Consider the following 23,706-nt stretch of genomic DNA (forward strand, 5'->3'; position numbering starts at 1 on the left):
GCTCGTTTGCGCTCCACAAGTCCCTTTTGGGGACTTGCTCGCCACTGTCCGGCTCGTTCACGCTCCACAAGTCCTTTTTAGGGACTCGGTTATCTTTGTTGCCTCTATCTTCGCGCATTCCGGGGGTATTGAACATGGCAAAAGTATTACGAAGCGGCAAATCCGGGTTAAAGTTTTCCGTTTCACCGCTTTTCAACCCCTGATACAATAGAGAGATAGCCTGCTTAACGAACGGAGGTTGACCATGGCCAAGGAAAGCTTTGACAAGGAGATCCAGTTTCTGCGCATGCTTGCACTGACGAGCGGCGCCTACAGCCGGCAGCAGTTCGCCGACCGGCTCGGCATTTCCGTACATACCTTTGATAAAACCATCCGGAAGCTGAAGGACATCGTCAGCACCGTGCACCAGCAGCTGCCCATGGAGCAGGGCGCCGAGCTGGCTGATGCCCTCCGGTTCAGCTACTATGAGTCGGCCGATCCGGTACTGCTGTTCCTGTTCCGCGCCAAGTCGGTCAAGGAATCCGAGGGACTCCGGATTTCTTTGCTCCTCAGCGCCATGCGTGATGAGACCTTAACGGTCTCGGAGCTGCTGGACGCCTGCTGCGGCGGAACCCCGGACGGCGTTCCCTACCCGGATGAAAAAACCGTCCGCTCCGATCTGAAATATCTCGAGGAGGTCGGCGTCATTTGCAGGGAGCCCGGTCCCCGGCCTTACCGGTACCGGATCCGCGGCGAGCTGGTCCATGAGCTGTCCGAAGAGGAGCTCCTGGACCTCTATGACTTCGTTGATATCATGGCAAATACGCAGGTGCCATCCGTGCCGGGATACCTGCTCCGCGACGGGCTTAAAAAGCAGCTTCAGCGAAGCGAAGCCATGCCGTTTACCGAAACCTTTTTATACAAGTATCACTATCATTCCCGCATCTTAGACGAAGCGCATCTGTTCACCCTCCTTAAGGCCATCCGTAATCGGCACAAGGTACGCTTTCTGTACTTTTCGCCGAAAACGGAGCTCAGCTATGCGTCTAAAAATACAAACCCGCTGTTCGAGCGGGAATCCAAGGGCAGATGGGAAAAGGTGCTTCCGTTGAAGGTCGTCTACGACCACCAGTACGGCAGATGGTATCTGCTCGCTAATGGCCGGGAAGGCATTCGCAAATATCGAATGGAGGGCATGACTCAAATTGAGGAAGACGCGGCGGTTGACGAGGCATGGTTCGAGGCGAAAATGCAGGAGCTGGAGGAGCGTATCCGGCACAGCTGGCTGATCGATACCGGCCGTCCGGTGACGGTTCGGGCCCGATTTTTCCACCCCGGGGTCTCCGGGCCGAGCTTCGTGAAGGAACGCGTACTGCTGCAAGGACAATGGGGAGAGATCATCGAAGAAGACGAGGTCTCCTTCATATACGAAATTACCGTGAACGGCACAACCGAGATCAAGCCTTGGCTGCGGAGCTTCGGCTCTGCCTGCGAAATTCTGGAGCCGCTGACGCTCCGCCAGGAAATGATCGACGAATGGAAGGAGATCCAGGCTGCCTATGAATCCGTTTGAAAAAATTTTTAACTACCAGATCCTATCCCGTCTCGAGGACTCGGGCACGTTCATGGTGACCTCGCAGGAGCGCAGCTGGCTGAAAACGATGCTGGACCATCCGGCTGCAGCGGATGCCTTCTCCCCTGCCACGCTGGAGAAGCTGCGGGCGATCCTGGAACCCGATGCGGGAATGGAAACCCCGGAGCATCTGCTGGAAAAAGCGAAGGCCGCTGGCAAACCGGTCGTCCACCCGCTGCTGCGGCCATTGCGCCGAGCGATCATGCGCAAGCGCGCGATCAACATCTCCTACGCGATCAAGGGCGGGCGTACCCATAAGGACCAGCCTGGGCTGCCTTATAAGCTGGAGTTCTCCATGGTCAAGCAGGAGTGGTACCTGCTCTGGTATCACCGGAAGAACCGCTCGCTGCTCCGCACCCGGCTGTACAGCATCCTGTCGGTGTCCGAGGAACCGATCGCCGAATCCGATGCGGACCGCATCCTGGAGAGGATTCCGCAACTGCTCGATGCAAGGCGGACGGAAGCCGTCATTGACGTCGTCCCCCGGTATAACGGGGAGCTGTCCCGAATTCTGTACGCTCTCTCCTGCTTCGATAAGGAAGTAACGTATGACGAAGGGCAGGATACCTACAGTGTCCGGCTCTTGGTGCCCGGTGACGAGCAGGAGTATCTGCTATCCAAGCTCCGCTTTCTCGGCCGGCGGGTGCGCATCCGGGAGGGTGCCTATTTACGGCGGCGGATGCTGGAGTCATCCACGAAGGCGCTGGAACGGTACGGCATCGTCTCGGCCTGTAAGGAAGAAGTGCCAAAGGGATAGGAAATTATGTTAGTGAGGTGAATACATGAGGAGCAAACGGTATTTCGTTAATGTATTTGGTAAGATTTTCGCGATGCTGTTGTTGGTTATGGCCCTTGGCTGCTCGGGAACCAGCAAGCAGGATGTGCTAGATTTTCTATCATCCGATTCGAAAGATCAATATAAAATCCATTTATTCTATGAAACTTACTCGGGTCTCGACATGCAGCTTCTTGAATTCATGAACTCCAGCGATGTTCTCTTGAAAGTGATTCAAGGCATTCAGGTATATGATCTCGAGACCCCGACAAACCGAGACATCGCCGACAAAATCGGCCTCGATCGATTTCCTGCGATCATGGTAACGAACGATAAGGAAGTGGTGCTGAAAACTCAGGAGCTGGAGGACATACGAAGCTTTTATTGTTCAGTAACACCAATCCATTGCTCCTATTTAAAGCTTGGATCTTCTTTTCCTAAACAGCATGACTGCGGCTCCGATGATGGCGAATCCGGCAAAAATAACAGCTCCCACAGTATAATATTTCCCATGTGCATGTGTAGAATCAGACGGAAACAGCCTTCCCCCCGCTGAACCAGGAGGGAGCTTCCGGCTTGCTTGATATTGCTGAATCAGTTGATTTCCAAGCGAACGGATATCGATTTCCTGTGCAGTACTCAGTTGGTGTTCACCTGCTTTTTGTATATATTTCTCATTTTGACTAATCCCCAACAGACCAAAGGCTTGATCGTAGATCAGCTTGGTATCCGGAACGGCTGCTGATTGTTGACGGGTATCGACTATCGCCTGAACCGGGCTGATTCCACTCGAAAGCTTGAAGATGCTCCAAGCCCCATTTTCTTTGGTAACGTCTACGTTCCCAACAGGTTTTCCGTTCTCCTCCATAACAAATAAATACCCGCCGTGTTCAAAAATATCATCGTCTGTGTGCTCCCCGTCTGCACTCGAAGACTTCAGAAATTCGGATGAGACGATGTAGTAAGGCTGCCCTTCACCAAGCTGTACATCCTCCGTGTCGGTGATCCCATAATCATCCTTAACCGGACGTAAAGAGCCTGATGTGTAAGTCATAAACTCAGGGTTTACCAGTTCCCGGATTTGCTCAACGGGAGCTACGGATGCCTCAGCCGGACTGATCATAAACAGCGAAAAGATCATCAATAGGACGAAACCAAGCTTCTTTTTCACAGGCAACATCATCCCTCCCCACTTATTCACCGAGAAGCGTCAACATAGAGGCAAATCTGATCGGCTGCTGATTCTATATTAGTACCTCAAGTATATAAAAAGAAACGATATCGCCAATAATATCGCTTCTTTATTTCATCCAGGAGATCCGTCGAAAGCGAAATGTTCCTTATACAATGCGAGGCAGCGACATCTTTTTAAATGTGAATTTCTTTAATCACCTTCGCAGGATTGCCGCCGACAATCATGTTGTCCGGAACATCTTTGGTCACCACGGCTCCTGATGCGATAACCACATTATTGCCAATCGTAACACCCGGATTAATGACGGCGCGTCCGCCAACCCATACATTGTTGCCGATCATAACCGGCTTCCCGTATTCCGGTCCCTTTATCCGTTCATACGGATCCACCGGATGCGTAGCCGTGTAGATGTGAACGCCAGGTCCGAACATACAGTTATCGCCAATCCGTACCTCGCATACATCCAGAATAGTGCAGTCAAAGTTGGCGAAGAAATTTTCACCGACATGAATGTTGTAGCCATAATCGAATCGGATGTTCGGCTCCATCTTCAGGTTATTCCCGGTCGATCCCAGCAGCTCTTTAAGAATCCGCACCCGCAGATTCTCGTCGGCTTCAGTGGTTTGGTTATACATGCGCGTCATCCGTCTGGCATAGGCCTGCTCACGCACCAATTCAGGGTCCCAAGCCTTGTATAGCTCTCCATCGAGCATTTTTTGCTTTTCTGTTTTCATGTGGTACTCCCAATCCTCTCTCATATCAGGTATTTGTTCCGAAATGGTTAGCGTCCGGCGAATATGGCCGAAGAACCCGGGATATCAGCGGTTAATTGCCTACAATCGTTTCTCCACCAGCTGAAGCGAATAGGCCAGGCTTTCGAGGGTCATTGTGATCAGTCCGTACATATAATCCTCCTCCGGATGCTCGAGCAGGGTCAGCTGCGGCATATGCATCTCCGGAATCGATTTCAGGCATTCCTGTTCGTGAAAACAAAAGCCGCCCCATCACCGGCGACTTTCTTATGTATCCATTACCCGGCAGATCTCCAAGGACTTTCCTGCGGAACAGCTAGGAGATGGCAAAATAGCATTTTCAATAGTCTATCTGTCTTTCTACATTCATCATTTCATTCATACAAACGGTACATGGACAGCTCGCTGCTCATAGGTACGGTCATCGCGAAAGCTTCCTTCACATCCCGGCCCTGCTGAATGATCTCATAGAACAGCCGGAGCACGAACATTAGCGCATCGTTGCCGTCCGGATAGTCATCCGGTCCGATGAACATGTTACAGCCACTGGCAAGAAAGGCTTCGGCCAGCGCCGGATCTCCCAGCGTGCAGCCATTCGCGATCACCGTCTTTCCGTCCAGCCTCGCAAATCGCCGGATCTCGTCCGGCCCGAAATCTCCTCTCGGTTCGTTCGGCTCATATACGTCATCGCCGAGCTCCGGCATGATTAGACGGCCTTCATCCCCGTGAAAGCTCAGCAGAATCATATCGGTGCCTTCATATAAATCATCGCCGGACAAGACGTCGATCAGGTCATTCGGCCTGCCGATCCAGTAGGTAAAGACGCGTACCCCAAAATACTCCAATGCCGCTCGCACGGCCTGGGCCTCCATATCACTATCCGGTCCGCATACCAGCGCGACCTGCATGACAGGCTTACTCATTTTCTACATTCCCCCTGTTAACCTAACGATATTTTTGAGCGCAGTGCCCTTATATATTTGGAATCTGCCAATCGATCTCCGGCAGACCCGCCTCACGCAAGAAGCGGTTGGTCCGGGAGAACGGACGGCTTCCGAAAAAACCGCGCATTGCCGAATACGGACTCGGATGCGGTGACCGGATCAGATGATGTTTCGGGTTCGTAATCAGCTCCGCCTTCCGTTGGGCATGGCTCCCCCACAGCAGGAAGACGACCGGCTCCTCCTTCCGATTCAGCGTCTGGATCACCTGATCCGTGAAGGTTTCCCATCCCATCTCCTTGTGCGAATTGGGCGTGCGCGCTCGAACCGTCAGCACCGTGTTCAGCAGGAGCACTCCCTGCTTGGCCCAAGGAACAAGATAACCGTTGTTCGGAATTTCGCAGTTCAGATCATCGTGCAGCTCCTGAAAAATGTTCTGCAGCGACGGCGGCGGCGTCACCCCCGGTTTGACCGAGAAGCTAAGCCCATGGGCCTGCCCGGGTCCGTGATATGGGTCCTGCCCCAGAATGACCACCTTCGTATCGGCAAACGACGTATAATGCAACGCGTTAAAAATATCGTACATATCCGGATAAATCCGTCTCGTCTTATACTCTTCCGCAAGAAATTTGCGCAGCTTCAAATAATAGGGCTTCTCAAACTCCGGCGCCAAATAGTCGGCCCAGTCATTTTTCAATATCGCCACTGTGTATCACCTCGGTTAAACAATGGATGTTGAGTAAGGGGCTTGTCCTAAATTATCCATTTCATGAATATGTCGTATGCGCTTTATAGAACAGTTGAAGGTGCATGCTCCCATTCCTTACTGAATTCCATGCCAAAGTTTCTTACGGACTCCTCATGGACGGTCAGCGTAAAATCCTGATCCGATCCAAAAAATCTTAACCTGTAGCAACCTTCTGGTCCTGTCTCCTCCCAGTCCAGCTGATATAGATGTTTTTCGAACGACATGAACAATCCTTTCGAAGGCATGCTGTGCGGGGGTTCAACGGGAAAGCGTGAAGTGACCTTGATATAGTTCCTGATCGTAATATTGGTCCAGCCAAACTCCAGGTCATATACAAGCTGCCCCGCCTTGCAAAACTTGAACTGAAGCCTACATCCCTCATCCTCACCAGGTATCCGGGATATGAACCTAAATTCAACCCATGTCCCCGGCTCGCGCATATCCTGAAGCACCGCCAAAGGATGACCCCCTTTTGCCAGGCATACTCTATCATTCGTTAACGATCTATCACGATGAGCAGCTGTTCTCCTTCATCAACGCCGCCCTTCTAATGCTCTCTTTCGTCCAAGGCGGCGCCTGCGGGTGATTCATAATAGCCTCGTAATCCAGCCAATGCACCGCTTCGACCTCGTCCGGACTTTTGCAATAGGCCGTTCCCTCTTCGTATTCACACAGGAAAACCACGTTAATGACATGACTTCCATCGTCGGTTACAAAGGAAGAGCTGTATACGAATGCAGCCTCATCTTTAACCCGGATTCCGACCTCTTCGAACAATTCGCGCCTTACCGTTCGCTCAAGAATCTCCTGCGAATGCCCTTCCGCATCGACTTTGCCTCCTACAAGCGAGAGAGTCCCCCCGGCATGCTCCTCCTTCATGCTGCGAGTAATCAGGAGCCATTGCTTGTCCCTATATACAGCGCCTTCCACGTTGACGATGAACATCGAATCGCCCTCCTCTTCTCCATAACTTTAACATGATTTTCCTGTTGGTGGAACGGAAGCAGACATTGGAGAATTCACGTCTGCACGGCAGCTATAAATTTGCGTTTAGACTTGCTGGTCCATGTTCCAAATCGGTTTGCAGGGGGCCAGCCCAGGCCGACTTTTATTATTCGCAATATGCAAAAAGCTTTCGAGGCATTTTTTCAAGCAAGCTTCCCGGTCAAGGACCTTATGTAAGTTCGTCAGCTAATCAAAAGATTACTAATCTTTCATAAAAGAAATACATTGTATCAACTTTCCAGTCCAGAGAATCTACTATAATAAGTCCGGAATTGGATTTCTACTTATTCCAAATATAACAAATCGGAGCAGAAGGGATGAAATAATGAAGAAACTAAGATTTACAATCTTAACCGCACTATGTCTTCTCGCAGGTTGCAATCAAGCATCTGACGTCCCCGCAATGAATTCAACACTTTATGAATCCGATATCCATGGGTTGAACACAGACACCAATGAAGCTCAGCAATATACCTTAAGTTTTGAAATTGCTGACATAGAGAAGCCGCTAATGGAACTAACTGCAAAGCAACTAACCAATAGCATACTTACACAAAAGATCGGTGACTACACCGTGTATTTTTATCATAAAAATCGAGATCATGGAGAGGTTAACGCAGCTATACAGCTGGGAACAAATCGATTCGAGATCGGTCAGGTTGGCTACTCTGCACAAAATACTGAACTGTTTACAGTTAGACAAGTAGATGCGTTCGGCAAAAACTATATAAAAGTCAATGGCGTATGCGGAGCAAACTGTCCGATTAGCGACTACATTGATGTAAATACGAATTCTCCAAAAGTCATGCGAATTGAAGCACATACCGTGGAAGCTGACGTTGACAAGGATGGCATCAAGGAAATTGTCGCTACCGTTGGTACGATTGCTCAAACTTCAATTTACAAACTAGAGCCTTCTCATACTGTTGTAACAAACCTAAATGAAACGCTGGGAGTTCAGGAAGTAACTTATGACAATGAAGCCAATACATTTGTAGTGGGTACTACGAATTGGATTGTAAAAGGTGGGAAACTACATGAAATTGTTCGATAATGATATCCGAACACGATCCCAATCGAAATGCCAGAAATAAAATTATCCATAATCCAACCCAAGATGACGCCTATGAAAAGCCCATAGCTAGTCCCCAGTACGACCGTTTGTCCTTGCTCATTGCCTTTCCCACTACATCCCGCATCATTTCCTGTATATACGCTGGAATATTGCTATTGTTCCAAAATTGTTAGGATGCATCATCGTTAGTCTCCCATTCAAACGAAACTAAATAACCAGTCACCGAATAATTTACGGCGACTGGCTGCTTAAACTTGCAAGGCGTTTTGATCCCTGTCTCACAAACGGGGGTCATTCTCAACAAAGTGAGACAGGGTGCTTTCTATTAGGGGGATTGTCAGAAATGCCGGGAATGCCCGTATACATCGTTCGCACGATGCGTGGTTTGGAGTATGCCCGGATGGCTGTCGCCTATGAAATCATCCCCCATACGTTATTTCTGCTTACGAGGATCTGCCCGTCTTGCTTCCCTTTTTGAATCCATCGGACTTGCGCTTACGGGCTTGGCCATCCTTAGGGTTCAGAGCAGCTTCCGACTTCAGCTTACGTGCCATCTCTAAATACGGATTATTAACTGCCTCCGCTTTCGGCTTACGTGGCGAATTCGTGCTCGAATCGCGAGCCGCGTCTGATTTCGGTTTACGAGCCTTGTCGGTCTTTGGCTTGCGAGTGGTATCAGCTTTCGGTTTAGCAGGTCTGACTGCTGCCGACTTAGCTTGGCCGGGCTTGGCCGAGCCCGATTTCGGGGATTGGTCTACCTTGGCGGCTCTTAATGAGCCGGACATCGGATAGGCATGATCCTTCACTTCCGGAATGGACTTTCCGATTAACTTCTCTATATCCCGGAGCAAAGGCACCTCGTCCACTTCACAGAACGAAATTGCCGTTCCACTCAGCCCCGCGCGCCCTGTTCGGCCAATCCGGTGAACATACGTTTCGGGGATATTCGGGAGGTTGAAGTTAATGACATGTGACAGCTCGTCGATATCAATGCCTCGCGCGGCGATATCCGTTGCCACCAATACCCGCGTCTCGCCGCTTTTGAAATTATTAAGTGCGTTCTGACGGCTGGTTTGCGATTTGTCGCCGTGAATGGCCTGAGCCGTAATATTCACCTTGTTCAGACCGCGCGCAACCCGGTCAGCTCCGCGTTTCGTACGGGTAAAGACCAATGCGGATGCAATCGATGGATCCTTCAGCAGCTCGTTCAATTGCTTCTGCTTACTCCCCGTTTCCAGCAGGTACACGGATTGCACGATACGCTCGGCCGTAGAGGAAACCGGGGTAATCTCTACTTTCACGGGATTATGCAGTAGTGTTTTGACCAGCTGGGTGATTTCTGAAGGCATCGTTGCCGAGAAGAAGAGCGTTTGTTTTTTGCTCGGCATTTTGGCGATGATCCGCTTCACGTCATGAATAAAGCCCATATCCAGCATACGGTCAGCTTCATCCAGCACCAAAATCTCCACATGCTGCAGATCGACGTGCTTCTGATTTATGAGATCGATAAGTCTGCCCGGGGTGGCGATGAGAATGTCCGCTCCTTGCTGAAGGGCCCGCTCCTGCGTTTTTTGCGAAACGCCACCGACAATTGCGGTCGAACGCAGCTTCGTAAACTGGCTATAAGCTTTGACGTTATCCGAAATTTGCAGGGCAAGCTCGCGAGTCGGCGACAACACCAGCGCGCGAATGCGGCGTCCCATACCTGGTTTAGGAGGCTGTTCGTTTAACAGCTGGATCATCGGTACCGAAAAAGCAGCGGTCTTCCCTGTCCCGGTTTGGGCACAGCCAAGCAAATCTCTGCCGGCTAACACAGCCGGGATGGCCTGAGCCTGAATAGGCGTCGGCGTCTTGTAATTCTCCTTGGCCAGCGCCTTGAGAATGATCGGGGATATATTTAAATCTTGAAATGTCATGGGGTCTCCTTTATGGTGAATACCTGAAATTTAAGTCATAACACATAACGATACCACAGATCGGCATGAAAAAAGAAGCGGAATTTATCTCCGCCTCTTGAAGTCCGGCTATGCTGTTGGCGATCCCCGAACTGTTGATATAGCTTTTACCTAACCTTAATGATCCTCCAGCATTGCTTTCACATGATCAAGCGAAATCTTGACACTCTCATAGCCATCGATCTTGATGCGATCCTGCTCAACAACGACCCACTTGTAACCCAAGGACTTGGCCTTTTCGATAATGCCTTTCAGATCAAGGATGCCCGTTCCTACCTCGGTCATCTCTTTACCTTCTTTATTTACCATGTCCTTCACGTGAACGGTCTTGCAGCGGGAACCGAAGTGTTCCATAACCCCCACCGGCTCACGGTCAGCATGCGTCGTCCAGAACATATCGATTTCAAAGCCCAGCTCTGCTTCCGTTGTTGCTTCTCGCAGCATCTCCAATATCGGCTTGTCTCCGAACTCATTCGTAAACTCATGGTAATGGTTATGATATAGAAGATCCATGCCGGCAGCCTTGATTTTCGGACCCATCTCTTTCACAATATCGACCAGGCTATGTACGTCTTCCATCGATTCAATCTTATAGTACGGGATCACGATATAGGACGAGCCGATCACTTGATTGTAAGCAATAACCTCGTCCAGATGATCCATCAGCTCCTCCACTCGGGTATGGCTGCCCATGGCTTCCAGTCCTGACTTCTCGAGCATCGCCTTCATCGCTTCTGCCGAAATATCGGCAAATCCTACGAATTCAACGCCGTCATAGCCGGCCTCCCTTACCTTTCCAAGCTTCGCAGCGAAATCCTCCTGATCGTAATCCCTCAAAGTATACAACTGTAACGCAACCTTCAGATTTGTCATGCGGGCTCGTCATCATGTTAGCGCTTTCGATGATCCTTGCCGCTTGCGGAGGCAAAGATTCCGGTTCCGGCGCCAAGAACGATTCTGGACCTGTCGCTGAAGGAGATTTGAAAGAAAAGGAGCTCGTAAAGCTTAACGTTGTCATAATGGGCAATAACAAGAAAGATACCGCCGAGGTCGTGGAGGCAGTTAACCAAATCACAAGAGAAAAGCTAAACGTCGAGATGGACCTCACGTATATACAAAACGATCCTGTTATGGATCGTTTTTTTAATTACAATATGCTGATGCCTTAGCGCGCAGCCCCGATCAATCGCTTTTATATGCAGTCAGATTACGCCCCAAATCTCTGCCGATACCCGCATTTTCGGCATAGCTCCTCGACGGCTTCCCGGCGCGAAAATCCATCCACAAGGTTGTTGGCCCGCTCCCCGTCAACGATATCCGAGAACGACGTTCGGTGGATATTACCCAAATTAATGACGCCTTCCCCGTCCAGACAGCACGGCACGACCGTCCCGTCCACGAGAATGGCGGCCTGGCTGCGAAGCGCATGACAGAAGCCTTTGCCGTCATCCTCAGGTGCCGACAGGCTTGGCCATTGGAATTCGTAGTCCTGGTTCAGGTAGACGTTCTCGGCCACCTTCACGCCACCGCCGGGCTCCACCTTTTCCTCGATGCGGTAGTCGAGATTAAATTCCTTCTCCAGAATTTCAAGCGTCTGGCGGTTTCGCTGCTTCTCCAGGTTCGTTTGGTTGTCCTGCGTCAAATTCCACAAGCGGAAGGAGAAGATCACATTATGCTCCTTGGCATCCCGTACGAAAGAGAGAATGTCCCGCAAATATCCCTCACGGTCCGTGGAGCCGACATGGCCGTCAAAGCTGTGGAGCGAGAAGTTCATCTGCCTTAAGGCCGGCTTGCCCAGCAGCTTATGCCGGTTCTTCGCGATCAGCGTGCCGTTGGTCGTGATGTTGACCTTGAACCCTTTTTCATGGCTCACATCCAGCAGCTGATCGATCTTCGGATGAAGCAGCGGCTCCCCCTTCACATGCAGATAAATGTAACTCGTATGCGGCTTGATCTCGTCCAATCTTCTCGCGAAGTCCTCCACCTTAATAAAGTTGGCCTTACGCTCCGTAGGCGGGCAGAACGTGCAGGCCAGATTGCAAATACTCGTAATTTCTATGTAAACCTTCTTAAATTTCTTCAAGATCTTATCCCCTATCCAGATGTCTATGATCGCATGATGATGATCTGCTAGTTTGCTAGCTATCAATCATCCACATCGTACCATAGGCTGGCTTTTACAGCTACAACTACAGCTACAGCTGTAAATATTAATCTGATGCCATTCTGTATAAAGTAAAGAGAAGAGGGGGCCCCCTCTTCTCTCATTTTGCTCGAATTAACGTTCACCGTATATGTTGGAATGCGCAACTTATCAGTATCAAACATACTCAGCAAGCTCTTCAAGTGTCATGAATCTTAGCGTGATGGAATTTCCCGTGGGGCCTCGTTTGGCTGCAGCTTATAACCCTCCTTGGCAGGTCGAGCTTCTGTTGAAGGAGCAACAACTTGGTTCCCTTCACTTACGACCGCCTCCGAAGGAGCTGCTTCTTTAGGAGGAGCTACAACCTGGCTTCCTTCATTCTGAACGCCGGCTTCCGCCGGGGCAGCTTCTGTTGGATAGGTTACAACCTGGTTCCCTGCTTTCTCAACGACACCTTCCCTAGGAGCAGCTTCTATTGGAGCAGCTACAACATCGCTTCCTCTATTCTCGACAATGACCGCCATAGGGGCAGCTTCTTTGGGAAGAGTTACAACATGATTTCCTTCATTCTCAACGACGACTTCTCTAGGGGCAGGGGCAGCTTCTTTGGGAAGAGTTACAACTTGGTTCCCTTCATTGCCAGCTACGGCTTCAGAAGGCGCCGCTTTAGGGGCCGCTTCGCTTGGTTTAGCTTCCGGCCGGCTTTCCTCATTGCCAACGACTTTGGGCGAATTGCCAGACGCCCATGCCGCTGCGGATGTGCTAATTGCACCCACTAAAAACAACGCTGTTATGGTGAGGTACACTGTTTTCTTTTTAGGCTTCTTTACATTAAGCATCATCATCAATCTCCTTTTCAATTGTTTGCCGTCACCGGATAAGGAGGCGCAAAATTGCACGGGCAAATTCCTTGATCCTGCCATGACGCTTAAGATCGTCTCCCCATAGCGTTTTCGCTGGGTATGAGACATCTCTTGTACGACTTCTTCATCACAGGACAGCTCGCTCCAAAGATGAATATCCTTGCGAAGGATGTGCACCAAGGGATTAAACCAATGCAAGGCGCTTGCTCCGAGCGTGAACGCTTTGATCCATAGATCCTTCCGTTTCAGATGGACCAACTCATGACGAATCACCATGTCCAGGTTAACGGTATTCTCTATAGGGAGATAAATGGTTGGTCTCCATAGGCCGACGAGAACGGGACTCCGAACGATGGGGCTGTAGGCAAGCCTGACGCTGCTTTTCACACCAAGGGCTTCCCTGACGAAAGCGAGCTGTTTGGCTGCTTCGCTGCTTTCCGGAGCGATCGTACGGGTTGGTTCTAGTTTCATTAAAAATCTGCGATAACAATACATCTGCCATGCAGCAAAAGCTATAGCGCCGAGTGCCCATAAGAAAATAAGTACAACGGCCGCGGTTGCTGACAGGGTCAGTTCCGGGACGAGCAGCTTCGGATGAACTGCCGAATATGGACCAGGCAGCGCATGCTGCACAGTTGAAGACAGCTCGTTCGCGGTGGGAGCGGTTGCTGTTGCATTGAATGTAAACAACGGCGAGATCCACTGAATGCCAAGGGCTATGGGCACAAGATAAAAGCCTACCGCCATTTTGCTCATTCCATAGCGCCACTTTGCAGGAAAGGCATTGGCGGATACGGTCCGCAGCAATAGTATGCAGGCTACGACGGCACTTCCAGCAGCGGTAAGGGTAAACAGCATTTGGAGAATCGTATTCATCATGCCCCCCTACTTTTCCGAGAACCATTGCTTCAGCTCTGCGATATCTTCATCTGAAAGCTTATCGCCGTCATATAAAGCTGAAATTAGATTTTTAACCGAGCCCTGATATAATCCGTCCAGAACATGCTGCGTTTCCATGAGCTTATAATCTTCAGGCGAAATGCGAGGCGTATATTTATTCGTCCGTCCATGCCTCGTAGCCGTTAGTGCTCCTTTGTCCACCAAGCGCGATAAGAAGGTGGAAATGGTCTGCGCCTTCCATTCCTTCCCTCTCTCGGCGAACAGTGCAAGTAGTTCGGTGGATGTGACAGGCGGGGTACACTCCCAAATCACCTCCATGAGCTCCATTTCAGTATCCGATAATTTTTGAACCTGGTTCACGGTGAACACCTCTTTACGTCGTTATGCGTCCATAACGTGCTTAATCACTACACAGTGTAGTGATTATAAACTACTACACCATGTAGTGATATGTCAAGCGAAGGGACTGAATGTACGACTTCATACGACTTCATAGCACTCATACGCAAAATTAAAGAACCGCGCGGGAGCGCGGTTCTCTATCTACAATACAGCTTAAATGATCACGAGCACCGAGTTTCTCCTTCGGGTCCTCTTATTTTTTACTCGTACAGATATCGTAGTGTTAACGCCTGTTACTTGGATTCTTTGTCGTTATCTTCTGCTGCCTCGCCTGCTTTGTTCCCCAATGCTGCACCAGCGATACCACCCGCAATGGTGCCGATTGGACCTAGAACGGAGCCTACAACGGCACCTGCAACGCCACCGCCAGCGGTGCCTAAAGCTTCTCCAGCGTTAACATCCATCTTGGTTATGTCGCGGTCAGAATCAACCTTTGAATTACGATCGTCTTTGTTAGCCATCATAGCTCACTCCCTCGAAAATGGTGACAGGAACAGGCTTTCTTGCCAGACCCGTTCCAAAGCCTATCTTGCCCTAACCAATGAGAAAGAATTCTTACAAATGTTCCTGCCCGGATTCCTTTCCACTCCAAAATAGGTTGCGTATTTTAGATGATGTTTGCGGATTATGGGATTATGTAAACGTTATCATCCCTGCTACAATGAACATGCAATTACGAAATGAACTATGTTCAAGGGGGATCAACCATGAAAAAGCTGTCGATTTTACTATTAACCTGCATGCTCATTATAGGGGCGCTAAGCGGTTGCGCAAGCGGCGAGTCCGACTCCGGTTCGTCGAATAAGCTCGTCATCTACAGCCCGAATAGCGAGGAAATCATCAAAACAATCATTCCGATGTTCGAGAAGGAAACCGGGATTACGGTTGAGCTTGTCACGGCCGGCACCGGAGAAATTATTAAGCGTTTACAGTCGGAAAAGCAAAATCCTTACGCCGATGTGATGTTCGGCGGTTCGATGGCCGGCTTCCGTGAAAATGCCGCGCTGTGGGAGCCTTATGTGTCACCTGAAGACAAAAATTTGATAGAAGGTCACCGCAATAAAACCGGCTTCGCCACTCCTTATATCTCGGATGGCAGCGTGCTGCTCGTCAACAAAAACCTCATCGGTGACATCAAAATCGAAGGCTATGCGGATTTGCTGAACCCGCAGCTCAAAGGGAAGATTGCTTCCGCCGACCCGGCAAGCTCCAGCTCCGCCTTCGCCCAGCTAACCAATATGCTGAAGGCGATGGGCGGCGATTATGAGAGCGAGCAAGGATGGAGCTATGTAGCCCAGCTGATCGAGAACCTCGACGGCAAAATCGCCAGCGGCTCCGGCGCGGTCCACAAAAGCGTGGCAGACGGTGAATATGTCGTCGGCCTGACCTACGAAGATCCTTCCAGCACCTATGTGAAGAACGGGGCCCCGGTCGAAATCGTTTATCCGAAAGAAGGCGCAGTGTTCCTCGACGCAGGCTCGGCGATTGTCAAAGACGCTCCGCATATGGACAATGCCAAGAAGTTCATCGACTTCATTCTCTCTAAAGAAGCACAAGATGCATTCGGCACCCAATTAACGAACCGTCCGCTTCGCCAGGATACGAAGCTCGGCGACCACATGAAGCCTTATGAAGAGATCTACATGATTGAGGAAGACACAGACTATGTAAGTGAGCATAAATCCGAAATCGTTGAGCGCTATGTCGATTTGTTCACTAGCGTTAAATAAATTATAGAATCAGGTGACAACCATGAGCGTGACCATAACCATTCAAAACTTAGTCAAAAAATACGGCGACACGACCGTCATTCCCGAGCTGTCCCTGGAGATCAAGCAGGGTGAATTCTTCACCCTGCTCGGGCCTTCGGGATGCGGCAAGACGACGCTGCTGCGCATGATCGCCGGCTTTAACAGCATTGAAGGCGGAACAATTCACTTTAACGAGCGTGTCATTAACCAGGTGGAGCCGGGCAAGCGAAATATCGGGATGGTATTTCAAAGCTACGCGATCTTCCCCCACCTGACCGTCAAAGGTAACATTGCGTTCGGACTGGAGAATCGGAAATTATCCAAGGCGGAGATTAACGCCAAGGTCGACGACATCTTGAAGGTCGTTCAGATCGAGCCCTATAAGGACCGCATGCCGAAGAACCTGTCGGGCGGTCAGCAGCAGCGCGTAGCGCTAGCAAGAGCGATTGTGATCCGGCCGGATGTCCTGCTGATGGACGAACCTCTCTCCAACCTCGACGCCAAGCTTCGCGTCGACATGCGTAACGCAATTAAAGACATTCAAAGAGAAGTCGGAATCACCACCGTCTACGTTACGCATGATCAGGAGGAAGCCATGGCGGTATCCGACCGCATTGCGGTCATGAAATCCGGCGTCATTCAGCATCTCGGAACGCCTCAGGAGATTTACCAGCGTCCTGCGAACGTATTCGTTGCGACCTTTATCGGCCGCACCAACATTCTTGCGGGAAGTATAACGAAAGAAGCAGGCGGCAGCTATGTCTTGCAGCTCGGCTCCGGCTATGCGGAAGAGCTGTCTAACATCGAGGTTCCGAAGGCCGAGGCCGCAGCTAATACGCTAAATGTTCAAATCTCGGTTCGGCCGGAAGAATTCATTCTGACCGAGGATCAGACCGGCATGAAAGCAACGATCGTACACAGCGTATTTCTGGGGCAGAACACCCATTATTTTGTGGACTTGGCGTCCGGTCAACGCGTGGAAATCACCCAGGAATCGAAAGCGTCACAGATCCTCGAGCCTGGTCAAGTCATCTATCTCAAGGTGAAGAAAGAGAAGATTAATGTCTATGATGCGGCAGGAGAGCTGAACTATACAAGGGGCGCCCGGCTATGAGAGACACGCGCAAACGATTTGATGTCTGGACCAACATTTCGTTACTGATCTTTGTGTTCTACATTCTTTTTCTGGCCCTGCCTTTGTTTACGATGCTGTTTAAAAGTGTGTTCAACGGCACGACCGGTGATTTCTCGCTGGCTTACTTCACGAAATTTTTCAGCAAGCCCTACTATTTAAATGCCCTGTTCAACAGCGTCAAAGTCACCGTCAGCGTAACCCTGCTTGCCGCGATTATCGCTACGCCGCTGGCCTACATCATGGCAACGGTGAAGATTAAAGGCAGTTCGGCCATTCGGGTGTTAATTCTGATCTCGTCAATGTCGGCTCCCTTTATCGGAGCTTACTCCTGGATCCTGCTGCTGGGAAGAAGCGGCGTCATTACCAAATTCGTGAGCAGCACATTCGGAATCCAAATGCCGGATATCTACGGGTTTACGGGGATTTTGGTGGTCTTGACCTTGCAGATGGTCCCGCTGATCTTCATGTATGTATCGGGCGCCTTGAAGAATATGGACCAATCGCTGATGGAAGCTGCGGAAAGCATGGGCTATAAGGGCTTAAGCAAAATGCGCAAAGTGCTCCTCCCGCTCATTACCCCAACCTTGCTGGCCGGGGGTCTGCTCGTCTTCATGCGCGCGCTTGCCGACTTCGGTACGCCGATGCTGATCGGCGAGGGCTACAAGACCGTGCCCGTGCTGATCTTTAACGAGTTCATCAGCGAGGTCGGCGGCGACGACGGCTTTGCGGCAGCGATCAGCGTCATCGTCGTTCTGTTCGCCACTACGATCTTCCTGCTGCAAAAATTCGTAGCCAATCGCAAGTCCTTTACGATGAGCGCACTGCATCCGATCGAAGCCAAGAAGAAGAAGGGATTCGGCAATATCGCGGCCCATGCCGTTATCTATCTGTACACGTTAATCGCACTGCTGCCGCAGCTCTATGTCATCTATACTTCGTTCCTGAAATCCAACGGCAGAGTGTTCGTTAAAGGGTTCTCGCTCCAAAGCTACCAGGATGCCTTCAGTAATATTGGCGGCGTCATTCTGAACACGTTCTTCCTGGCCATCGTGTCGCTGATCGTCATCATCCTGCTGGCGATTCTGATCGCCTACGTAACCGTTCGCAGAAAGAATGCGCTAACCAACACGCTGGACATCTTCACAATGTTCCCGTATATCGTTCCCGGCTCCATTCTCGGGATCGCGCTGCTGATCACGTTCAACAATAAGCCGCTCGCTTTGAGCGGAACGGCCGTCATTATGATCATATCGTTTGTCATCCGGCGCCTGCCGTATACGATCCGATCCAGCGCTGCGATCCTGCATCAGATTAACGACGGGATCGAGGAAGCAGCCATCAGTCTGGGAGCTTCCCAGATGAAGACGTTCTTCAAGATTACGCTACCGATGATGCTGGCCGGCGTTGTGTCCGGCGCGATCCTGAGCTGGATTACCATCATTACGGAGTTAAGCACGTCCATCATTCTGTATACAGGCAAGACCAAGACCGTAACGGTGGCCATCTATACCGAGGTCGTCCGCGGGAACTACGGGGTGGCGGCAGCGCTGTCCACGATTCTGACCGTCATTACGGTGGTATCCCTGCTCGTCTTCCTGAAGCTCTCCGGACAGAAGGAAGTTTCCATGTAAAACCATTAGAACACAGAATACATCCAAGTCGGCACCTGCAGTCTGAAGGGAGCGGCTTGGATGTATTTGGATTATCTGCGGTTGCTCCGAGTCAGTATAATAGGTTTGACAGCTAACCGCAGGTGGAGGGCAGCATGAAGCATATCCGTTATCGTAACTTCAAGGAATCAACCCGTCATTTATTTCGCATCTATGCGATGATCCCGTTCTCCATCTTAATCGTATTGTTCCTGGCGTTTACGATCGTGAATGGCAGAATGAACCTGACCCAAAAAACGACCGAAGCCGCCCAGTCCATCAGCCAGACCATATCGGACGTATACCGGCAGTACGAGGAGGAGATTCAGCGGATGGCCGCCTCTCCTACCGTGATCAATTATGTAAGCTCCCATCTGGGCAGCGAGCAGGTATATTCCGAGTTCTATGATTTCAACAATCGGCAGAAGGTCAAGAGCATTTTTCATATCGTCAATACCAACGGGGTCTTTCTGGCAAGCTCCGCCCCGCCCGACGTGCTGTATTCCAATTTCGCCTTCGGCAACCTGATTCACCGGATCGATCAGCGCCCCGGCGACACGCTATCGGAAATGAACAGCTTCCGTTATTCGCATGACCGCGATACGAGCTATACGTTTGGCCAAGCCATCGTGAAGGACAACGAGACGATCGGCTATATCATTTATCAGCTGTACGAAGCCGATATGCAGAAGGTGATTTTCAAGCAAAATAATGAGATTGCCATGATCACCGATGAGCATAACACCATCATAGCCACGACGAGCAATGTGACCAAAGGCGGCTTGAATAAATTCAGCCCCAAGCTCGATAACAAGGGACGCGTACTGCTGAACGAAGGCAAATACTACATGTATGCCAAGCGAATCCCCGGTACGCCGATTCAAGTCGTTACGCTGAATTCCTACAAATCGGAGCAATATACCTACTTTACGGTATCGTTTTTTGTCCTTGCTGCCGGCCTGCTGTTGTGGGTGTTGATCGAGTTTCTGGCGAATAAAATGTCGGCGCGCAACTCCGAATCGATCGATAAATTAATCCATGCCTTGGAACAGCTGCGCGAAGGTAATTTCAATGGCTATGTCGACATTCAGACGAACGACGAGTTTCAAATTCTCGGTAATGAGTACAATGTAATGCTGGATCGGTTGAAAGAGTTGATCGAGAAAAATAAAGAGCTGTCGGAGCTCCGCACGATTATCGAGGTGAAGCAGCTGCAATCGCAGTTCCATCCGCATTTTATTTTCAATGTTCTGGAAACTCTGCGCTATGCCATTAAGATCGACGCGAATCAAGCCCAGGAAATCGTGCTGATTCTATCCCGGCTGCTAAGGTACAGCATCGGGCCTGACCGCAGCGTCCAGCTGAAGAATGACATGAGCTATGTGCGCGATTACCTGAAGCTGCAGCAAATCCGGTTCAACGACCGGCTGGAATATCGGGTTAACGTCGCGGAGGAAACCCTGGATGTATACGTCCCCAAGCTGCTGCTGCAGCCGATAATCGAAAACGCTATCAAATATGGCTATGAGAATCAGAGCGAGGTGCTGATCGAAATTAACATTTACACCTCCACCGGCAAGCTCATATTGGAGGTGCGCGACAACGGACAAGGCATGAGTGCGCAGAGGCTGCAGGAAGTGAACCACATTCTGCAGAGTCAGACGAATACGACGCAGCATATCGGGCTGTACAACGTTCATCGCCGTTTAGTGCTTCTTTATGGCGAGGAATCCGGCATCCATATTGACAGCGCGGAAGGAACAGGCACCTGTGTCGCACTTACGATTCCTTACGAATGGAGTGGATATCATGTTTAAAGTTCTGCTGGTCGAAGATGAGGATATGATTCGCAGGGGGATACGGTTCAGCATCGACTGGGTTCAATACGATTGCATCGTCATGGAAGAAGGATTGAACGGACAGGATGGCTACGAGAAGATCTGTGAGCTGAAGCCGGATATCGTCATCACCGACATTACCATGCCGATCATGGACGGGATCACGATGATCCGCGAAGGCCTCAAGCAGCATACGTTCAGCAGCATCATTATCTCCGGCTACAATGAATTCCACCTTGCGAAGCAGGCACTCCAATTAGGCGTGACCGAGTTTCTGGTGAAGCCGCTCGAGGACGAGCAGCTGGTTGAAGCCCTGGAATCGGCCAAGTCTAAAGTGGACCTGCTCCGCAAATATGAAGTGATCTCGAAGCATCCGCAGGAAAAGGAAGAGATTCTTAGCAGCAAATTTCTGGAGAAGGAAACCAAAACCTCGAAGTATGTGTCCAAGATGATCGCCTATGTCCAAGAGAACTATGCCAAGAAAATCAGCATTCACGATCTCGTGGAAGAGCTCGGCTTAAGCGCCTACTACCTGAACCAGAAATTCAAGGCCGAGACAAGCTATACCTTCAATGATTTTCTCAATCGCTACCGCATTCAGAAATCGATCGATTTACTGAAGTCAGGCGGTAACAAAGTATACACCATCGCACAGGATATCGGATTTAGCGACTATAAATATTTTATCAGCATCTTCAAAAAGTACGCCCACGTCACGCCGAGCCAGTATCAGGAGTATTTCGAGAAGAAGCAATCGTAGGATGAGAGAATAACTTGTGGCGCGGCGGGTGGTTCCCCGGGATAATCGAATCACACTTTTCTCAATACCATCCACCATTGGTTATCATACGAATCGATTTCAATCTCTTCCAGACCTAGGTTTGCTTCGCTAATCCAGCTTCTTGCGAGCTCTATATAGCTGCTGTGAAATTCGGAGGAATAACCCATTTCATCATATCCGGCATACGTAATGTTATCGAAGATCATGTACCCTCCGCTTTTTAACTGCTTGCGGCTTGTGTCCATGATTTGGATAAACGCATCGTATGCTGCATCCTTCAACATGCCTTTTCGGTGATAATCCATAACAGCTTGCAGCATTAGAGGTTCGATGGTCCACCAATCATGATTTACCGTATCAATGCCCTCACGGTCGGCGATAATGGTCTGGATGATATCGTTAATTGCGTGATGGAAAGCGACAACGTCAAAGGAGGACGCCGGATAATATAAACCGATATTTGCGGCATCGTCCTCAATCACCTGTACGTTGATGTCCATTCCTTTCGTTTTGTCCTGAAAGCTTCGGGTGAGCTCCCTGTTGAGATTGGCAGTCACATAGGTGCCCATGTTGTTGGAATAAGCGTCTAAAGCCTTTGGAATGTATACAATATCACCTGAACCTACCTCCAAAAGGCTTAAAGGACGGGGGAGATTCAGCTCCATGAAGAGATTGTGCCAAGATGCTGAATAATACAATTGAAGGTATTCGAATACCCTCGGCTTGGATATATCGATCGGTACGGCTAATATGTCTTTCAGTTTATTTTCCAATTGGACCGCGTTCATCTGTTCTAATTCAGAAATCATGTCCCGCGAAAAGTCACGTTTTAGAATATCATCAAACTCGCCGGCACTCAGTTTCTCTGCTAGTGTCTGCATGTTCATCAGAGTATCCCTCTCTTCGTTTTAGTTTCTAGCGTTATTCGATTATATGGGGGTTATTCCTCTATAAATGATTAAAGAATCTTCTTATGCGTCGCAGGATGATGGCTGTTTTAATGAGGGAAAGAAAAGACGCCGTCTGACGATGGCGTCTTCTATGCTTACACTACGCTCAGCAGCATAATCGAGATTTGGAATCTACCGCTTTCGGGGACGATGCAGAGCACCTGCTCTCCTTCAGTGAGATGTCCTTCATTCATCAGCTCCTCCAGCATAATATAGATCGATGCTGCGCCTGTGTTCCCTTTTGTATATAAATTCGTAAACCATTTCTCTTCCGGAATCCTCACTCCGCCAAGGTCCAGTAGCCGGAAGACTTCATCCCTGAAAAAATGCGATGAATAGTGGCACACCATCCAATCTATTCTCTCAGGATTAATCCTCCCTTCCTCCACGAGTTCCAAAATTCGATTGGTGCCTACCTTTGTTATTTCATTGACAAGCCTTACATCCTGCTTCAAATTCAGAGCTCCTTGGTCGGCTGCTTCATGAATGGAGGGATAGTCCAGCCAGGAACGAATTCCACTCTCCTTACTCATGCCTGAATACATACACACCTCATACTGGTTCGCATAGGATTGGTTATCGATCCATTCAATACGCAGCGACGGCCTATTGGAGGAAGGCTCATTTTGCAATACAGCTGCTCCTGCCCCATCTGAAAGCATAAAACGTAAGAAATCCGTGTCAAAAGGCACCCGGCTATTGCTATAAATCCCCTGCGCTTCAAATTTCGTATGTTTGAATTCGCGGCTCAAAAACTCGCTGGAACAGGCGATGGCCGCCCGGTGCTCCCCAGCTTTGATATGTACATACGCATTCTTGAGTGCATGCATTCCGCTGGCGCATAATCCGGAATGAGACGCAATTTCCATAGGGGGCAAGCCCGTCTCTGCATGCACCATGCTCGCAAATCCTGGCAGGAGCAAATCTGCCCTTGTCGTACCCGTCGCTAGGAAATCGATATCTTGGTCGGTTACGCTGCCGTTTCGCTCCAAGGCATCCCGAATAGCTAATGATGCCATCTCAGCGTTTGTGTATAAGCTCTTTTGCTCTTTATCTATGGCATAATAGCGGGACCGAATTTGATTCTTCTCTAGAATGAGCCTTTTGGTTTTGGAAGACTTCCCTCCAATCTTGCCAAGATAATCTTCCATCTCTTCGTTACTAACCGGAGAACCAGGGAGAAATTTTCCCACACTTGTGATATAAACGGAATTCATAGCACACCTCGCAAATATA

General features: G+C 49.9%; 22 protein-coding genes. 9 read left to right on the forward strand and 13 right to left on the reverse strand.

The features are described from left to right. Positions 1-244: 244 nt before the first annotated feature. Complete coding sequence (locus MKX76_RS17310) at positions 245-1,552, forward strand: WYL domain-containing protein (RefSeq protein ID WP_007131192.1); 1,308 nt, start codon at positions 245-247, stop codon at positions 1,550-1,552. After that, positions 1,539-2,369 carry a WYL domain-containing protein gene (locus MKX76_RS17315; RefSeq protein ID WP_007131191.1) on the forward strand — a complete coding sequence of 277 codons (831 nt, stop codon included), beginning with the start codon at positions 1,539-1,541 and terminating at the stop codon, positions 2,367-2,369. Before MKX76_RS17310 ends, MKX76_RS17315 begins: the two co-directional genes overlap by 14 nt. A gap of 433 nt (positions 2,370-2,802) precedes the next feature. Here the strand turns inward: MKX76_RS17315 and MKX76_RS17320 are convergent, their stop codons facing one another. From MKX76_RS17320 to MKX76_RS17340, 5 genes are all read right to left on the reverse strand, one after another. Then, positions 2,803-3,558 (reverse strand): hypothetical protein, encoded by a 756-nt coding sequence (locus MKX76_RS17320; RefSeq protein WP_138919345.1) that lies wholly within the window; start codon positions 3,556-3,558, stop codon positions 2,803-2,805. A 197-nt stretch (positions 3,559-3,755) separates the two neighbouring features. Then, the gene (locus MKX76_RS17325; RefSeq protein WP_007131188.1) at positions 3,756-4,316 is read right to left on the reverse strand and encodes a sugar O-acetyltransferase; all 561 of its coding nucleotides are present in this window, start codon (positions 4,314-4,316) and stop codon (positions 3,756-3,758) included. A gap of 392 nt (positions 4,317-4,708) precedes the next feature. After that, positions 4,709-5,257, reverse strand: a complete 549-nt coding sequence (locus tag MKX76_RS17330) for a hypothetical protein (RefSeq protein ID WP_007131186.1) — start codon at positions 5,255-5,257, stop codon at positions 4,709-4,711. A 49-nt stretch (positions 5,258-5,306) separates the two neighbouring features. Beyond that, positions 5,307-5,981 (reverse strand): uracil-DNA glycosylase, encoded by a 675-nt coding sequence (locus MKX76_RS17335; RefSeq protein ID WP_007131185.1) that lies wholly within the window; start codon positions 5,979-5,981, stop codon positions 5,307-5,309. Between the two features lie 549 nt (positions 5,982-6,530). Next, positions 6,531-6,968 carry an NUDIX hydrolase gene (locus MKX76_RS17340; protein WP_007131183.1) on the reverse strand — a complete coding sequence of 146 codons (438 nt, stop codon included), beginning with the start codon at positions 6,966-6,968 and terminating at the stop codon, positions 6,531-6,533. Positions 6,969-7,353: 385 nt separating this feature from the next. Between MKX76_RS17340 and MKX76_RS17345 the strand changes: the two genes are divergently transcribed. Continuing rightward, positions 7,354-8,082, forward strand: a complete 729-nt coding sequence (locus tag MKX76_RS17345; RefSeq protein ID WP_007131182.1) for a hypothetical protein — start codon at positions 7,354-7,356, stop codon at positions 8,080-8,082. A 464-nt stretch (positions 8,083-8,546) separates the two neighbouring features. Here the strand turns inward: MKX76_RS17345 and MKX76_RS17350 are convergent, their stop codons facing one another. After that, positions 8,547-10,019 carry a DEAD/DEAH box helicase gene (locus MKX76_RS17350; protein ID WP_007131180.1) on the reverse strand — a complete coding sequence of 491 codons (1,473 nt, stop codon included), beginning with the start codon at positions 10,017-10,019 and terminating at the stop codon, positions 8,547-8,549. A gap of 156 nt (positions 10,020-10,175) precedes the next feature. Continuing rightward, positions 10,176-10,931, reverse strand: coding sequence for a sugar phosphate isomerase/epimerase family protein (locus tag MKX76_RS17355; RefSeq protein ID WP_007131179.1), 756 nt, complete (start codon positions 10,929-10,931; stop codon positions 10,176-10,178). 14 nt (positions 10,932-10,945) lie between these two features. Between MKX76_RS17355 and MKX76_RS17360 the strand changes: the two genes are divergently transcribed. Then, entirely contained in the window at positions 10,946-11,227 is a 282-nt protein-coding gene (locus tag MKX76_RS17360; RefSeq protein ID WP_007131178.1) for a hypothetical protein, read from the forward strand. A gap of 38 nt (positions 11,228-11,265) precedes the next feature. On the opposite strand, the gene MKX76_RS17365 is transcribed toward MKX76_RS17360, so the two are convergent. The 4 genes from MKX76_RS17365 to MKX76_RS17380 form a co-directional block, all read right to left on the reverse strand. Next, positions 11,266-12,141, reverse strand: coding sequence for a radical SAM/SPASM domain-containing protein (locus tag MKX76_RS17365; protein ID WP_144870950.1), 876 nt, complete (start codon positions 12,139-12,141; stop codon positions 11,266-11,268). A gap of 275 nt (positions 12,142-12,416) precedes the next feature. Continuing rightward, the gene (locus tag MKX76_RS17370) at positions 12,417-13,940 is read right to left on the reverse strand and encodes a M56 family metallopeptidase (protein WP_445669856.1); all 1,524 of its coding nucleotides are present in this window, start codon (positions 13,938-13,940) and stop codon (positions 12,417-12,419) included. Positions 13,941-13,949: 9 nt separating this feature from the next. Next, on the reverse strand, positions 13,950-14,324 hold the full coding sequence (locus MKX76_RS17375) for a BlaI/MecI/CopY family transcriptional regulator (protein WP_028406413.1): 375 nt from the start codon (positions 14,322-14,324) through the stop codon (positions 13,950-13,952). A gap of 275 nt (positions 14,325-14,599) precedes the next feature. After that, positions 14,600-14,827 carry a hypothetical protein gene (locus MKX76_RS17380; RefSeq protein WP_028406414.1) on the reverse strand — a complete coding sequence of 76 codons (228 nt, stop codon included), beginning with the start codon at positions 14,825-14,827 and terminating at the stop codon, positions 14,600-14,602. 246 nt (positions 14,828-15,073) lie between these two features. On the opposite strand from MKX76_RS17380, the gene MKX76_RS17385 reads away from it, so the two are divergent. The 5 genes from MKX76_RS17385 (at position 15,074) to MKX76_RS17405 (ending at position 21,499) form a co-directional block, all read left to right on the forward strand. Next, positions 15,074-16,096, forward strand: a complete 1,023-nt coding sequence (locus MKX76_RS17385; RefSeq protein ID WP_028406415.1) for an ABC transporter substrate-binding protein — start codon at positions 15,074-15,076, stop codon at positions 16,094-16,096. 22 nt (positions 16,097-16,118) lie between these two features. Next, the gene (locus MKX76_RS17390) at positions 16,119-17,231 is read left to right on the forward strand and encodes an ATP-binding cassette domain-containing protein (RefSeq protein WP_028406416.1); all 1,113 of its coding nucleotides are present in this window, start codon (positions 16,119-16,121) and stop codon (positions 17,229-17,231) included. Beyond that, the gene (locus tag MKX76_RS17395) at positions 17,228-18,883 is read left to right on the forward strand and encodes an ABC transporter permease subunit (RefSeq protein ID WP_028406417.1); all 1,656 of its coding nucleotides are present in this window, start codon (positions 17,228-17,230) and stop codon (positions 18,881-18,883) included. Before MKX76_RS17390 ends, MKX76_RS17395 begins: the two co-directional genes overlap by 4 nt. Positions 18,884-19,017: 134 nt before the next feature. Beyond that, the gene (locus MKX76_RS17400; protein ID WP_210095365.1) at positions 19,018-20,718 is read left to right on the forward strand and encodes a sensor histidine kinase; all 1,701 of its coding nucleotides are present in this window, start codon (positions 19,018-19,020) and stop codon (positions 20,716-20,718) included. Then, on the forward strand, positions 20,711-21,499 hold the full coding sequence (locus tag MKX76_RS17405; RefSeq protein ID WP_341034295.1) for a response regulator transcription factor: 789 nt from the start codon (positions 20,711-20,713) through the stop codon (positions 21,497-21,499). The genes MKX76_RS17400 and MKX76_RS17405 overlap by 8 nt, the downstream gene beginning before the upstream one ends. Positions 21,500-21,549: 50 nt before the next feature. On the opposite strand, the gene MKX76_RS17410 is transcribed toward MKX76_RS17405, so the two are convergent. Together MKX76_RS17410 and MKX76_RS17415 are read right to left on the reverse strand one after the other, a co-directional pair. Next, entirely contained in the window at positions 21,550-22,407 is an 858-nt protein-coding gene (locus MKX76_RS17410) for a hypothetical protein (RefSeq protein ID WP_341034296.1), read from the reverse strand. A 158-nt stretch (positions 22,408-22,565) separates the two neighbouring features. After that, positions 22,566-23,687 (reverse strand): beta-ketoacyl-ACP synthase III, encoded by a 1,122-nt coding sequence (locus MKX76_RS17415; RefSeq protein ID WP_341034297.1) that lies wholly within the window; start codon positions 23,685-23,687, stop codon positions 22,566-22,568. Between the last annotated feature and the right edge of the window lie 19 nt (positions 23,688-23,706).

It is taken from the genome of Paenibacillus sp. FSL R5-0810 (assembly GCF_038002285.1).
GTDB classification, from domain to species: Bacteria; Bacillota; Bacilli; order Paenibacillales; family Paenibacillaceae; genus Paenibacillus_AQ; species Paenibacillus_AQ lactis.